This is a genomic window from Flavobacterium longum (genome assembly GCF_965137575.1).
Lineage (GTDB): Bacteria > Bacteroidota > Bacteroidia > Flavobacteriales > Flavobacteriaceae > Flavobacterium > Flavobacterium longum.
Genome location: NZ_CBCRZJ010000005.1, coordinates 16,422 through 32,023 on the forward strand (window position 1 = coordinate 16,422; position 15,602 = coordinate 32,023).

The window sequence follows — 15,602 nt, forward strand, 5'->3', positions numbered from 1 at the left end:
TCATAGATTCTCGACCGTAAAATAATAGTCCCATTTTTTCAAAAACACATCTAATGATGTGCTCCAAAAAGTTGGCGGTGTGGAGAATCCGATAATATCTTCAGTAACCAGTGAAAATCGGACTTCATAAATTTCTCCTTCGAAAAAATACTCTGACTGCTGGTAAAATAAGTTATTAACGAACTTATTTAGTTTCTCTCTATCTACAAAAGAACTACTCCGTCTCAACACATCCAACTCAGTGAATATTTCTACACCTAAAAGTTTAAATGTTTCTGTGTCTAGATTATTTAAATATGGATAAGACAGTTTTTGCGATAATTCAGCTTGGAAATTTTCTAAGGTTTTACGGGCTGCCATAATGGTGCTGTTGCTTTTAATGCTGTATCTAATTGTACTGGCGTCATCGGTAATGCTGGCACAATGCGAGTGTACCCGTCACTTATAGGCCTGGGAAACAATCCAAAACCGGGTAACGCCTTTACATTTATCCTGTACAAAGTTGCACTTTTGCTAGGATTTTTGACATCTGTTGGAATAATTGGACCGATACCTGGAGTAGTGGATAATCCTGTTTGACCGAATGGCTCCAATATATCTCCTTCACCTGGAACAATGTCCGTCGGCCTAAGTCCCAGCCTATTGGCTCCTTCTCCAAGTAAAGGCATTCCTCCTGCCGTTTTCATGTACCGGTATAAATATACATTAACATCTTCTTCTCGAGGTCTTGTATCACTAACAGGGAGGGTAATCAGCGCAAGAACGGATACTGTCATAGCCGAGGTACACGCGAGAAAGCGACCAACACTTCTGACTGCTTCCGAAACTGCGGCTCTACTCAGAACCGATTGACCTTGCACGGTCGCAATCTCACCCACTGTTACACCAGCCGTAATCGGCCCCGCCACCACTTCGTTCTGGCGCGATGTAATAACTTGTGGCTCCTTATGGGCCTTTCCCCACAAACCTAAAAATCTTCCAAAGGCATCCCAACCCTTTCTAAGGGTGCCATGCGTACAATTCGGGTCATCACACATCCCCGTTGGGTCAACCCTATTTAGCGGATTCTGGGAGCAGTAATGATAAGGCGTCTTATTAGGCGCATGCTCAAACAACGGATCCACACTCATCCAAATACTAATTTTCGGGTCGTAATACCGCGCCCCAAAGTAGTACATATTGGTTTCCTCGTCGAGCTCTTTGCCGGTGAACTTGTAAGGCGTTTCATAGCCCGAGGCTATCGGCTTTTGCTCGGCCATGGTTTCGCCGAAAGGTAAATTTATGAAAAACTGGTACGCGCTGCCATTAAAATCTGTCAAAAATGAACTGGTACCCAAATGATCCGGGTGGTAAAAGTATATTTGGGCCAATTGTGGGTCTGGACCGTTGGGGTCTTCGGCACGCTGCTGGGCCTCTTCATCGTCTGTGAGTGTATCTTGCAAAACAGGCTTGAATTCACGGAACTTGATTTTAGAAAACGGCGATTTCGCCAGCAAGTGCTTCAGGTCCTTGATTTGTGCCTGACGCAGGTTGTCGTTGTCGGTTGGCAGACAAACCTCGGCGCCGTGCGGGTCTTCGGTATCAACGTCAAATGCCGTCAGGTCTGGCGCGCCCATGCGGCTCACCACGCGCTGGCTGCCCTCATAATAGTGCTTGCTGTACCTGCCGTTCGGCTCAATGACAACATACGGGTTCGGATAGGTCATGTAGCTGTTGACCGTTACATTGGGCTCGTCGAGCAGCGTGCCGTTGACGTCAACCAGTTCGATATCGGTATTCGCCTTGAGCACGCGCTGGCCGGCGGCGTCGTAAATGTAATGGTGCATGTTGGTCGGGTCGGCCACAACGCGCAATCGATCGGCTTCATCCCAATACATATCGCGTTGTACTTCCGCGGTAGTGCGGCGGGTTATGTTTCCATTGCTGTCGTATAGGAAATCTTCCCAGGCGCCGGACCATGAATCGTCTACTCTTTCCAGACGGTGGCCTGTAACGTATTTGTATTCATTGTTGTAGGTATTTGATGCGACCGTTAACCCATTTTTCTCATGGGATTGCTCTTTGAATGCAATGCCGTGGGTGTTGTTGTAGCGCATGCTGAGTTGATAGGTGGCGTCCTCGTCATTGCCGTAACCAATTTGGTTATGGCTTCCTGTGAATGCGCCCGTCGCGCCAGACAACCTGTTAAAATCGTCGTAAGTAAAGGTTTGAAGCGAACTTCCTCCAAAGTGATTCGATGTAGCGACAGAGAGGGAATTATCTATCATCAATACGTTTCCGACCTTGTCGTACAAATAAGAATTGTCAAACATATTTTGGCCAAATGACGTTCTGGCGACCGACTTACTCAACCTTCGCAGCACCTCATCGTAGGTATAGAAGTTCTCCGTTTTGTTGCCATATTTTTCATATACGCGTTGCTCATAACGGTCATATTGAATCTTTTCGATATAATCCAACGGCGAACCATTTAGTTCTCCCGTCATGCGGTTCAAGTTACCACCGAAGTCATAGCCATAGGTCACTTGCTCGCCGTCTGGATAAGTGATGGACTTCGTCCGATTAAAACTGTCGTATTCGAATTGGGTATGGAAAAGCCGCTTGGGAATATTCGGCCCCACCACAATACGCCAGTTTCCGATGATCTCGCCCATGACGCCGTATTCGAATTCCTGTTTTCCGGTGGCATCGCTCTGGCAAATGACCTGCCCGGTGGCTGGGCCGGATTCACCGTATTCGTAATGCACGTTGGCGATATTTGGTGCGCCGCCCACATCAGGGAAATGGATATCGGTAAGCCTGTTGAAGTAATACCGGTAGTCCACAAACTGGCTGATGGCAGCCAAGTTTGCTGTTTGGGTCCGGATAAGATTGCTGGCATTGTCATACCAATAATTCGTAGTACCGCGATCCACGTTATTTACCGAGGTTTTCCTACCGAGACGATCATAGGTGTAGCTCGTCTGGAAGTTCTCGGCATCGGTATAGGACAACAGCTGGCCGATGGCGTCATAATCGAACCGCGTCACCAAATCGCCTAAAGCGGCACTTACATTTTTTACGAAGCGTTTCCGACCGAGGATGTCTGCATATTCCTTTGTAATCACCGATTGGGAACCATTCTGATCGACCGTCGTGGTAGTGACCAACGAATTTTCGCCATTTGGATTTGTATCGATGGCGTAGTTAACGGTTGTCTGGTAGGCCAGCCCTGAAGGGTCAACTGTAATCGTGACGGGTCTGTCGGCGACGTCGTACGCAGTTTCGGTTGAATATGGCGAGGCATGCTCGTTGATTCTCAAAAGCTTTTTACATTCCTTCAATTCGTCGTAAGGATGGTACTGAAGCACACTTCGTCCGTATTCATCGTAAGACACTTTCCCCGACACCGACATGGCTTCATAGTAAACATCCTTTCCGTTATTCGCCGTTTTCAGTTCTATGTCTTTTTTTACCTGCGCCACGCGCGCCATTCCGTCCATGAAGGTTACGGTTTGGATTGGGTTGTCAGGGTGAAACGAATCATAATGGTTCGTCAGGGCAACCGGCATGAAGTACTGCTTCTCGAAATCACAGTTAGCGTAGGCTGGGTTACCCGTGAAATCAGTATAGTATGGAAAATATTCGAATTCAATAGTGTGTACATTTAACGGCTGCTCTTTGGGTGCGGTGATGAATCTGGTCCGGCCGAACAAGTCATAGGTGTATGTAATGGTATTGCCGGCACGATCTGTTACACTAAGCGGTTTATCGATGTTGAGATCGAAGTCTGTGGATGACTGATAGCCGTATGCATCGGTTATGTTGGTGACTGTCTTGAAGTATTCGTCGTAGTCAAAATGATACGTCATGGACTGACCATTTCCATTGGCAGGATCGCTACTGTTTTGCGGGAGAATGACATCGGTAATATTGCCATACTCATTATATGTTAGTGTCGTTACAGCGCTGTTGCTGCCGTCGATGTCTGCGGTTACTTGCGTCACGTTGCCGTAATCATCAACTTGGGTGCTTCTGCTTCTATAGGTGACACCACCGGTGGTAACGGTCTGGGTGGCTGCCACGTTTAAAATATTCAGGGTCGAAAGGTCGTGATAGGTTAGATTGACGTCATACTCATCGCCTGCAATGGCTAAGTCGCCTTTGTTCTGGTAATGGATAACGCGCCCCAAATTATCATATTCGAAAAATACCTGGGAGGTAACCGGGGTGCTTCCAAATTCATAAGCTCTGGTATAGCTATCTGTCAACAAGACACCGGCAGACCGACGTCCTTCGGTACCCCCGACGTCAAACTGATCCTGTAGATTGTAGTCAATAAAACTACCGGTGAATCCAGTATTAGTAGCGTTTAGGGTGGCGATTCGATAGACGTTCTCGGTCTCCGAAAGTTTCATTCCGGCATGGTTTTCTAAATAGGATTTTTTCAACAGGCCATTAAGGAAGTAATTGGCGTTATGATACTCTTGGACGGACTTGCGATACCCATTGTCTGAGGTTCCTTCGTCAATTGTTTCTACCCTTCCAAAGCCATAGAACATCCTTTCCCTGCGGTCATACTTCCCATCAAAATAGTTAAAGCTTTTTATGTATGAGTCTTCCCCGTCGTTCACTTTGTCATACCCGTCGTTCACTTGAACCAACGACATCACCCACTTGGCGTGCGGGTTGTCATAAGACGGTGCCAGATACTTGTAATTAATGGTGAAATCGCCGCCCAACGGGTTGCTTACACCAGTAAGTAAATTGCATTTTTGGGCATTTGAGGTGAAAAGATCTATTTGCTCGCCATCGCGGATAAGCATATCTACAAAACCATCGCCGTCAAAATCCTTAAAAGCGGTATTGGTGTCTGAAATGTTGAGATTAGCGTTACCAGAAAGTGAAATACCCCATTTGAAATGAAACACAGGAACCAAAACGACACCTATTGGCGCATATAATATTGGCATTCCCATATAATAGGACATCGTTGCCCCGACCGATATTGCCAAGTTTCTGGTATCTTCAGCCAAACTTGGTGCATTCGTCACGTTTTGATCTACCCTACATCTGATGGTCTGCGCGGGAGCGAATTTGTTCCCTTTGTTGTAAAGTACCCCCGCGTGTCCGTCTTGCAGTACAACTAAGTCTTGCAGCCCATCGTTATTCAAATCCGTAAAGGTGCTCGAGGTATTTCCACCGGAGGAACTTATACCAGCATTAATTTCAAAACTGATGGGAAGGTCAAGACTCTCGAAAACACTGTCGAAATTGAAGGTCACACCGCCGCTAAATGCCATATCCGATGGGCTCGACTTATAGCTTTGTAAATTCTGATAGCTGTTTGTGCCAACCGTAGATGGGTCGTCAACACCTGTATTCAACTTAAATTTATAAGTCCCGTTTTCCCGAATCACGCGATCTGTAAGACCATCTCCATTAACGTCAACGAAAAATTGATGACTCTCGTTTCTCCCATCTAGCGACTGAGTGACAGCAATACGGGAAGAAGGAGTTCCAATGTCGAAATCACTCGTGGCCTCATCGGATTCCACGTCGGTTTTCGAACCTCTGCCTGCGTTAAGAAACCTCTTCGAAAGTGTATATCCAAAATTTTTGTTTTCGCTATTGTTAATTATGCCGAAGCCGCTATCTTCTGAAGGCAGACTGTGTCCGCCGGTCATGTTCGTTTTTTGGGTAAACAATCCAGTCAAGATGTCTGGATAGCCGTCTCCGTTAATATCGAAGAAGTCCGTCTTTAAGTTGGAATAATCAGACGTACTCTTACTAAAATTAAGTAAACCATACCCCGCAGTATAGGAATGACTTGCACTCCGATTCTTCTTTGTAATAGCCCACATTCCCGTGAAGGAATTAGGAGATTGTTCAACTGTGTCACTATCGTCCACCGGAAAAGTGGCTGCAAAATATGATTGGCTGAAATCGCCGCACCGCATGGCGTCCGGTGAAGAATAGTTCTCATCACCCAACCCAATCCATTTATCCTCCCAAACTGGCTCATCGTTCACAATTCTCAAAATAGTGTACGCCATTCCAGGCCACAATGGCATCTGATAAATGCCGGATTCTGGATCAATGCTGTCTTCCAACACTGTCATGTTTTCTAGGTCACCGCCTTCATTGGCTTCAAAATCTGTATTTTCAGACGGCAAAGTGACAACGGTTTCAAACTGATCCTGCATACAATCTGGGTCACCTGCGCAGTCTGCCGGATTTAATCCTACATCGCTTATTGCAGCTGCCCCCATGTCGGCAATCGGGCTATTGACTATGTCATTATTCAAGAGTTTTAGGCCAAGGGAATCCACCGCGGCATTCTCGTTGGGGTCAAGATTTGGATTGTAAAAAAATTGTCCCCAATTGTTGTTCATCGGACCGAGATATTTTGTGGGATTATAGTACACTATTACAGGCGCTTGACAATAAAAAAAATGTGGATTGGAAACTTCAACGTTCCAATTGAAACCTATCTTTCCAGGAGTCTGACATCCTTGCATGCTGCCCTGAAAGCCCAAGGCTGTCACATATTTCTCGTAAATCTCATAATTGTCAGCACCATCAATATAAATTTCTAGTGCCACATAGACCGGTTCCTGAAGATCTTGTATATCACCGCTCCAAAACACCATCGGATTTCCTTCTCTACTCACTGCGCCGTCCTCAATCCTCAATGTCTGCATACCCTTGATTTTACCGCCGGTTTTTACAACCATACGAAATTCTCCATTTTCGTTGCCTGTAAAACCGTGAGGGAGATTGGCGGACGCTGACCCGAAATCCATATTAAAACCAGCTGCATAGTTTTCGTTACCACTGGCTGTATGCCAAGTTACGGGGCTATTATTGCAAACCTGCTCTATATCTTGGAAAGCAAACTCCAAATATCCGTCAGCTCCGGCAGCTTCAGGGGATGTCATTGGTTGATATCGTGGATATATGCTGTACTCAGGGATTAATATCTTCTGGAAAGATTTAGCCCCCATCAAAGCCGCATCTTCTGTTGGTGTATAAGTGAAGTTCAGCCTCCATGGTATTTGGGTCCAGTCCACATTTGAGTTCGCTTTCACGAATACTTTAAATGATACGGTTTTGTTATCTGGTATCTCAAATCCGAATTGTGTAATGTCAATTCCGTTGATAGTATTACCACTTTCCGAAACGACTATTGGGTTAAGATCGGCGTTATACTGCATGTTGTAAATCTCAAACTCGTCAATGTCTAACGGATTTGAGTTGCTTGACTCATATTTTATAATCTTAAAGATGACATCGTCCGACAAGTTTGGAACTTGTAGGTCTGGCCATTCGAACTTCGCGACACCCTCATATTCAAGGGTAACTTCATCGTCATCGCTCAATGCAAATGACGCCTGATAGTCTGAATTTATGATGTCAATGCCATTTTGATCTGTGGTACGATTTGTGTTTGAAATTGCGAGATAAGTGATGTGTGGATTAGACTTAAACACATCATTTGGTCCGGATACATTCTTGTGAATCCGGAAATAAAATCGTTGTCCTCGGTAAACTTTCATCCCTAAATTCGGATCTCCTTCTCCCATGGTTTCCCCGGGCCCAAGTTCAGTATTTGGATTTACATAGGACCCTAGGGTTATGTTGCCGAAATTGGCTGTCGTGATTGTCTTTAAGTAAATTCTGAACGGTTCCCAATTAGCTGGTGCGCTTTCATCCAACGCTGTCTCAATGGAATAATGAATACTACTTTGCGGCGTACCGTCTACAATTTCGACATAATCCGAAATCCTGATGTTTCCAGACTGTGGTGCAACCCAAACTTTTACAACATCATACTCGGTGATAGGTGAACTTGGGTCGGGCTGTTCAACATCCTCTTCGGGCTGCTCAGCGGTAACGAGCATGTTTGGTGTGCGGTCGCTCGAAGTTGCGAATGTGGGCTCATTGGTTACGGGGTCTATATAGTTAAAATAAACTTTGCCGTTACGTACCAAGTCGGGAAGACCATCCGCATTTCCGTCTGTTAAATAAACAGGTGTGTCGGATTGTGTCTGAAATCGCTTGACTCCAGCAAAGTACCTTCGACACATTACGTCAAAAGAATCAGGGAACATGGTTGTTGTTGTTCCTGAAGATCGTAAAAAATTCGCAATGCCATGTATCGTCCGTGGCGCCAAAAACTCGTGATGACCGACCGGCTCCGTTATAATATGTGGTAAATACTTTAGCCCTTCTTCGTCTTTGTAAACAATGTCTTCTAAACCATTGCCGTCTATATCTGCCATGGTTAAAATCCCTTTGTCATCTGTAAAGGACTTTCCATATGTCCATCCTAGCGTAAGTAACCTTACGGGATTGTCACTATGCTTGAACAATCGAAATTCAAAACCCAAAGAGGGCCTGACGTCGAATCCATATTCGATGCACTGTGTGGAATTTATACGAGATGTATTAATATATTGTGCAAATAAGTTACGATCGTCATACCTCGGGTCCACTTCGAATATCTCAGGATCTTTGTCTCTAGTGAAGAGTACATTTTCCGACCCAACGTTATCGTCGTATTCGAAAGTATGCCTGTAAAATTCGACTTCCGCACTTTCTCCTTCCTGATACACTTCTGCTACGGCGGTTAAAAGGGATTTGTAAAAACGCCCCTCAGTATAATACAACTTGTACTTTCTGACTAGATGGTCATGATTCAAAATCCTTACTTCTTTCAACAGGTACGGATCTACCTGCTTGACCCCTAGTCGCCCGTTAAGGGAAACATCGACTTTTGGCGGTGCAGAAGCATTAAAATCGCGTTCTGTCAAAAACAATATATGATAACGCCCATGGACGTTTCCGCGGCCTGTATATTCTATTTCCTTAAGATAGAAATAATGTCCACCGTTTAGATTCTCGTCTGGAGCCGCCATGCCTGTAACCTCGCCCGAGGAGTATTTGTATTTCATGTAGTTCCCGTTAGGATCTTGAACTTTGTAGATTGCCCAATGGACGATATCACCGTTTGCCTTCCTGACAACCGCTCCATCCGATTGCAAATTACCGGATGTGTCCGCGCCATACCAACTGATTGTTCCATTGGTATCTGTCACCTTCCAGTAATATTCGGACGGAGAATTACCAAGTCGCTCAACTTTTGAAAAACTACTTTGTTTCCGTGGCGTGAAAAATCGAGAGCCGCTCGAATTTCTTGCCATATCTATAACATTATACTGGTCGTCATAATGTCTATTTGGCATCCAGTCCTTACCATCTCGCTTGGGATACATCAGTTGTTCACCGTTGAGCATGTAAATCTCGGTTTCGTTTACCGGATCCAATAAAGGCACGCCCCATTTGGTTTCCAATGTGATGGCAGGCGTGCTTAAGGACCAGCCCAATCCAACCCAGCCATTGCCTCCCTGACTGCTGTATTGTAACCCAACTTGGGGTTGCATGCCTTGCCTGCCTGCCGGTATCTTAAACGGATAGCCTATATTGGCATCTCCTTTTTGGGAAACGGTGGGCGGCGCAATAAGTGTAATTTCGGCCGAAGGATCCGCAGCTTTGATATCGCTCATCGTAGTTGGGGTAAAAGCGGCCGTTTGCGGACTTTCCGGGACTTGAATAATCCCGTTGATGTAATCTGTGAAATGTGTTGTCGAAGATTTGATGAGTTGGTGCGTTTCAATTACCGAGTCTCGTTTGAGCTCAACCCAACTGCGCAGTTGCGTGTCAAAAAAATAGGTTTTGATGTCTTGTGCCGTGTATCCATTTGGGATCAATGCCACATCATAGGGCAAAGAAAGTGCTACGGGTTTATTGAATTGTGTTCCGTCGGGAAGAAACCTGAACGCATTGCCTTTCGTCACGTTTATCATTCCGGATGCCAACGGCGGCACATCGGCTTTCCGAAGTTGCATCGCGCTGATCTGCTTGTTGGCGTCAAGGGAGTTTTCAGGAATCTCTAAAGTTGCCTGCCCTAAAGTTAAGTTACCCGATTTGCCTGCGCTAAAATTGGCATGTTTCGTTTCGTAGAATGGTTCAGGCGTAACCAATTTATCAGCCTCAACCAGATCGCTCACACTAATTATTTCTTGTCCGATAAGACCGCTTTCATCAAATGCCTTTAATACTATAAATCCCCTGCTTTTCACCGTTTCATTTAGTAAAATTGCGCCTTCAAATTCTCCATCGGAAACTTGCAGTGAATTTCCTTCTAGCATAACCTGCACTTTACCATTCGGTGATTTCGTAAACCCTTTTACATATATTTCGTTGTTTTTCACGTAACGCACTGGCGGGTTTTGGATCACTAACATCGAATGCATCGATGGCCGGCTCTTAAAGACAATGCGGATGTTCTTTACCTCGTACCGAAAATTGCCTCCACCCGGAATACCGAATTTAATTTTGTTTTTTCCGGGGTGAAGCCACGATGGATTAATTTCTTCTTGTTGCCTTGTCCATTGGTCAGTAAATTTGATAAGACAACCGCCTATGGCCAAACGGTCATTAATGCTTCGTGAAACGGCAGTATAATCTTGAATCCCGTATAAATCGTATTCCAGAAAAGCAACCTCGTCATGAGACGGTACATGTGCCAGATCAACCGTAAATATATTGTCTCGCGCATCGTCAAGAGGATTTTGCAGATCGGTACCGATATAGCCGTGCTGCAGATTTGAATCAAATTTATCCCTGCGCGCGCCTACAAATTGGTAATGGTGGCCCGCTGTTTTGCCCCCGGCATTTTGCACTTTAGCATCGGTATGTTGATTTGAGTGTTCTTGGATATCGGATTGACTTTCATACATTCCAGCATTAAGATCGCTCCCCTTATAACATAACGGTTTGGACCAGTCGCAGGAAAAATAGTCAGACAACATCTCTTGTGACGTGGACAAAAGCGTTGACTGGATGATAACGATACTCGTAAATCCGCGGAAAAAATTCACAAATGCGCTGCGTACAGCCGATGGCTTTTTAATCTCGTTCATATTGGTCGGGGTTCTAATTAACGATGAGTTTCCTGTACTGCGGTTCTCCGTTTCGGATCACTTTTATGAGGTAAGTTCCCGAGGTAGGCAGCGAGTCTGAGTAGTTGTATTGCGAAATAACTCCTAAATTCACAGATTTGATTACGCGCCCATTGATATCAATGATACTTATCCCCACTGCGGATTTTTCCTGTAGCGAGAACTTTATTTGGAAAGGAGTTGAAGCCAGCACTGGATTTGGCGATATCTGCCAATTGTCTTTTGCAAGCGGGTTCGCCTTTAAAACGGTCGTGTGGTAGTCTCGCTCGCAACCCGATAGGTCTTTGACAATCAAAGTATAGTTTCCTGGTAGCGTAGCATTGAGTTCCCGCTCATTTGACACAATCGAGTTGTTGAAACTCCAACTGCAAGAAACAGGTTCATCAGAACTTATAATCGGGAAAATACTAACGTCCGAATCCTCCAGATACCATTTGTCGGCCAATATGACGTTAGTGGCAGGAGACATAGCAATTGTAAATTGATCCTGGACCCGACGACCAGAAGCGTCAACTGATTCCACAACGTAACTGCCGGCAGGCAGGTCTTCGACGGTTCCATTTTTTTCATTGAAGTGTAAGTTTCTCGTAATATTGTCGCCAGTTATTAGCACCTTAAAAGGTTGGTTTCCACCGCGAAAAAAAAGTTTTAAGCGCCCTTTTCCATCTGCTCCGCACGCAGGCTGCTCAAGTTCTTTCTCCACGAAGAAATCCGGTGCGTTGATGAAGGTAAAAGTTGCCGGTCGAGACCAAGTAACGTCATCAAAAATTACTGCTTTGCCATCGTATCGACCCTTTTTATAGATGGCGTGCCGATAATCAGGTGTTGTATTACCTAGTGTGTCTATTACAAGCCATGCAAATTGACTTGGTTGGCTTGGACTATGCAATGATATCTTATCCTGTCTTACGATGAGTTGCGTACGAAAAGACTGTTGCCCAGGACTAATTTTCCAACAGCGCTTCATCCCTACGGCCTGGCCTTGCACTTGATCCAGTTTTACTGAACCATTATTATCGGACCAAATCAAGTAGTCTTTGTTACCAATACTAGATGTGTTCTCATAATTTGATGCAGCAAGTTGACCCACCGCAAGCGATACTCCATCATTTTCAGAATTGCAGGATTGTTTTTGGTAAAGACCCAGCGCATCATCGCGGCCAACACCGGTTACCCGAAAGGAAAAATTAGAATTGTCTTTAGCTTCCCATAGTTTACGACCTTCCGAATCATAGTAATTTTCTCCTGGCTCCTTTGATATCCCGTATGCAATGGACAAATAACTTTCTATAATCCCGCGTTGGAGCGGCTCCAGCATTTTCGGAATATAAATGAGTTCCAAAAGCTTGGTTTTTCCTTCTTCACCCGCTGTCAACAAATCTTCAAATACCAAGTTTCCTTTTTTTCTTGATGGCACAGAATTGACGACATTAAAATAGCCAAGTACCATTCCCGTAAACGGATTACCCTTATTTATAGTAAGGCTTTCCTCGCTTACTATTTTCTGATTTGTAATCGTGACTTTGTGCGAACCCCTGCTTAATGAAATCAATGGTACATCCTTTTTTTCGGCGCATTGGAAAACCACAAACAGAGATGATTCTTTTTCTAAAATGTGATTATACCTCTTTTTTAGCTGGACTTTCGCACCGAGAACCGGATTGTAATTAAACAGTTCTGCTTTGCCCGAATCTTGGCCTGACAGCAAATCTCCGGGTTCGGGTGACTCTACAATGCGAAGTGTACTTCCAAAAATTTCTCTTTTTTCTTGGCCTGCCAGACCTTCAGCGCAAAGGCACGCCAACATCGTGAAAATAAACAGCGTTTTTTTCATGGAATTGGGTTTGGTTTCGTAAGTAGGGATTGAATTACTAATTTAACAAAACTTTAATCCAATTTTTCGCTCGACGTCGGAAGTTTTACAAAAGTCGATGATTTACTTATTTTATAGAACGAAATACTTGTAAAAGTTCATTTTATCACTTTTACCGTTCGCGGACGCGCCTCAATAACGGGCAATCTTCCTTCAATATAAAAATTGTATCACCTTATCGTCCCGTTTGTACACGTCGTCGTAGAACGTCACATTCCCGCTTTCGTCTGCCACCGCCGTAAAATACGTGAGATAGACCGGAATTTTCCGATCCAGCGCATACTCTTGCTCTTTCCCGGCGTGCATGGCTTGATCGATTTTTTCGGGTGTCCAGTTCTTGTCGCCATCGAGGATTTTCACTGCCAGTTCACGGGCTTTCTGCACCCTGACGCAACCGTGGCTCAGCGCGCGGTCTTCTTTGTTGAACAGGATTTTTTCGGGTGTGTCGTGCAAATAGATGTTATTCTGGTTCGGAAACATGAACTTTACGAGTCCGAGTGAATTGTCGGCACCCGGTTTTTGGCGCAATCGGTCTTTGCCGTACCATTCCATATTGCGCTTTTCGAGATAGTCTTTGTCTTTGGCCAGTTCGGGCTTGATTTCCTTCTCGACGATACTCTGCGGGATGTTCCAGTAAGGGCTGAACACCAGATAACTCATTTTCCCGCTGAACACAACCGTCTTATTGGCCTCATCGCCCACGATGACGTCGGACTCCAACACAGTCTTTCCGTCGCGGACGTAACGCATACGATAGGATGGGATATTCACGGCGACGTATTCAGGTATATCGGTTTCGCTTTTAGAAAGCCAGCGGCAACGTTCCATATTCACGATAATGGCTTTGATCCGTTGATCGACCGAAACCCCGGCAGCATCTGTTGCGATACCTTTACTTTTCATTTCCTGGTACCGTTGCAGGCCTTTTCGAAGGTTTGTGTACATCGCCGGTTGTTCATCGAGCGCATTTTCATCGGCCATCAGTTCATCGAGATAGTCGGCAAAATCGACTTTTTTCCGCGGCAGGAACCAGCCCAGCTGCTTGCTCTTGGCAGGATCGATCCCAGCCTGGGTTTTCTGGACGTAAAAGAGATACATCGCCGTCAGCAAAAGATCATGCTCCGGCGTCGCTTTATCATCGTTGAAAAGTTTTTCGTATTGGACACGATAGGGCAACGCCACGGGAATGCCCTCGCGCTCAATCTGGCGGGCACGGTTGTACAAGACATCGGCCAGGTCGTTGCGGTCTTCTCCATCGAACCAAATGTATCGTTGTTGCCGCTCTTTGTAAAGCGTTTCCAGATCTTTGCCATAGGCGGAAAAATCAGGGTGCGATTTAATAAATTGATCAATTGTAGTCGCTGCGATGGTTTGGGGTTGATCCGGGGATGTTTTACAAGACCATACAAAAAATGTAAGGAAAGTAATAATGATTCGGGTGTGCATAAGGTTTTCTTTTAAAATTAACCAGAATGCCGCGCACCGAATGGTAACGGAATCATAATCTTTGTGAAGGGAATCAAAAGGCTTTTATTTTCACGTACCGATACGTTGCGTATCTTTGCGCAAACCTTCGCCATGAAAACATATAAAATTGCTGTCATTGCTTTGTTACTCGCCTCTTTTTCGTGTAAAGCGCCGCAACAGGCCGTACGCCAGTCAACTATTGGGAATATCGAATTGAACGGGAAATTGTATGCCGCCGTATTCCAGCAACGTGCGGCCGAGTACAGCGCCTTATGCCAGCAGGCATACAACATCGCGCAAATGCAGATCGATGCCGCGCTGAAAGAATCGCATGCCAAACCGCTCGCCATCGTCAGTGACATTGATGAAACGCTGTTGGACAATTCTCCCTATGCCGTGACCATGGCGCAAAAAGGACAATCTTACGAGCAGTCGTCGTGGCTGGAATGGACGTCTAAGGGAAACGCACAACCAATGTTCGGGAGTCAAAAATTCTATAATGACGCGGCAGCCAAAGGCATCGAAGTGTTTTACATCACCAACCGCAGCGTCAAGGACAAACCCGGAACGGTGGCCAACTTGAAGAAATTCGGGTTCCCGTATGCCGACGAGGCGCACGTGATTGTCCGCGAAACCGTATCGAGCAAAGAACCGAGACGCCAGAAAGTGGCCGAGACGCATGACATTGTGTTGTTGCTCGGTGACAATCTTTCGGATTTTTCTGCGGTGTTCGACAAGAAAGACGAAAACGGACGGCAACAAGGCGTCACAGAAAATGCGGCGTTGTTCGGAAAAAAGTTCATCGTGTTACCCAACAGCGGTTACGGTGATTGGGAATCGGCGATTTTCGACTACGATCACAAAAAGACGCAGCGCCAAAAAGACTCCATTTACCTGAGCAAATTGAACGGCTATTGACATTTTCAACTGGTTTCGGCACGTTGGGCTTCGGTAAAAATTAACATTTTTTCGACGAAAAACATCGGATTTGACATTTTCGTCAGTTCGTCAGAAATCCCTGCCATTGAACGGAAAAATTGTGACTGGCCGCGGGTTGACGCTAATTTTACGACATCAACCAAATCTAAAATCCGCGTTATGGACAGAAACACCAACTCAAAAGGCGGCTTCTGGATGCTCGTGCAAGACCTCGACACCGAACTCGCCAAAGAAGCCAATGAAAAACAACCGGACAAAGAAATACTCGACGACGAATTTTTCCCGGATACGAGTTTTTAAAACCTAAAAAAGCCCCG

The 15,602-nt window shown here is 45.3% G+C and carries 6 protein-coding genes; 2 read left to right on the forward strand and 4 right to left on the reverse strand.

What is annotated here, in order from left to right:
* The 4 genes from ACM9J1_RS09690 to ACM9J1_RS09705 all read right to left on the reverse strand — a co-directional run bounded on the left by ACM9J1_RS09690 (position 1) and on the right by ACM9J1_RS09705 (position 14,325).
* The gene (locus tag ACM9J1_RS09690; protein ID WP_415581838.1) at positions 1-360 is read right to left on the reverse strand and encodes a hypothetical protein; all 360 of its coding nucleotides are present in this window, start codon (positions 358-360) and stop codon (positions 1-3) included.
* Positions 339-10,967, reverse strand: coding sequence for a SpvB/TcaC N-terminal domain-containing protein (locus ACM9J1_RS09695; protein WP_415581839.1), 10,629 nt, complete (start codon positions 10,965-10,967; stop codon positions 339-341). Before ACM9J1_RS09695 ends, ACM9J1_RS09690 begins: the two co-directional genes overlap by 22 nt.
* Positions 10,968-10,980: 13 nt before the next feature.
* Positions 10,981-12,840 (reverse strand): T9SS type A sorting domain-containing protein, encoded by a 1,860-nt coding sequence (locus ACM9J1_RS09700; protein ID WP_415581840.1) that lies wholly within the window; start codon positions 12,838-12,840, stop codon positions 10,981-10,983.
* Between the two features lie 192 nt (positions 12,841-13,032).
* Positions 13,033-14,325 carry a L,D-transpeptidase family protein gene (locus ACM9J1_RS09705; protein ID WP_415581841.1) on the reverse strand — a complete coding sequence of 431 codons (1,293 nt, stop codon included), beginning with the start codon at positions 14,323-14,325 and terminating at the stop codon, positions 13,033-13,035.
* Between the two features lie 132 nt (positions 14,326-14,457).
* On the opposite strand from ACM9J1_RS09705, the gene ACM9J1_RS09710 reads away from it, so the two are divergent.
* Both ACM9J1_RS09710 and ACM9J1_RS09715 read left to right on the forward strand, forming a co-directional pair.
* Positions 14,458-15,264, forward strand: coding sequence for a 5'-nucleotidase, lipoprotein e(P4) family (locus tag ACM9J1_RS09710; RefSeq protein ID WP_415581842.1), 807 nt, complete (start codon positions 14,458-14,460; stop codon positions 15,262-15,264).
* A 180-nt stretch (positions 15,265-15,444) separates the two neighbouring features.
* Positions 15,445-15,585, forward strand: coding sequence for a hypothetical protein (locus ACM9J1_RS09715; RefSeq protein ID WP_415581843.1), 141 nt, complete (start codon positions 15,445-15,447; stop codon positions 15,583-15,585).
* Positions 15,586-15,602 lie beyond the last annotated feature (17 nt).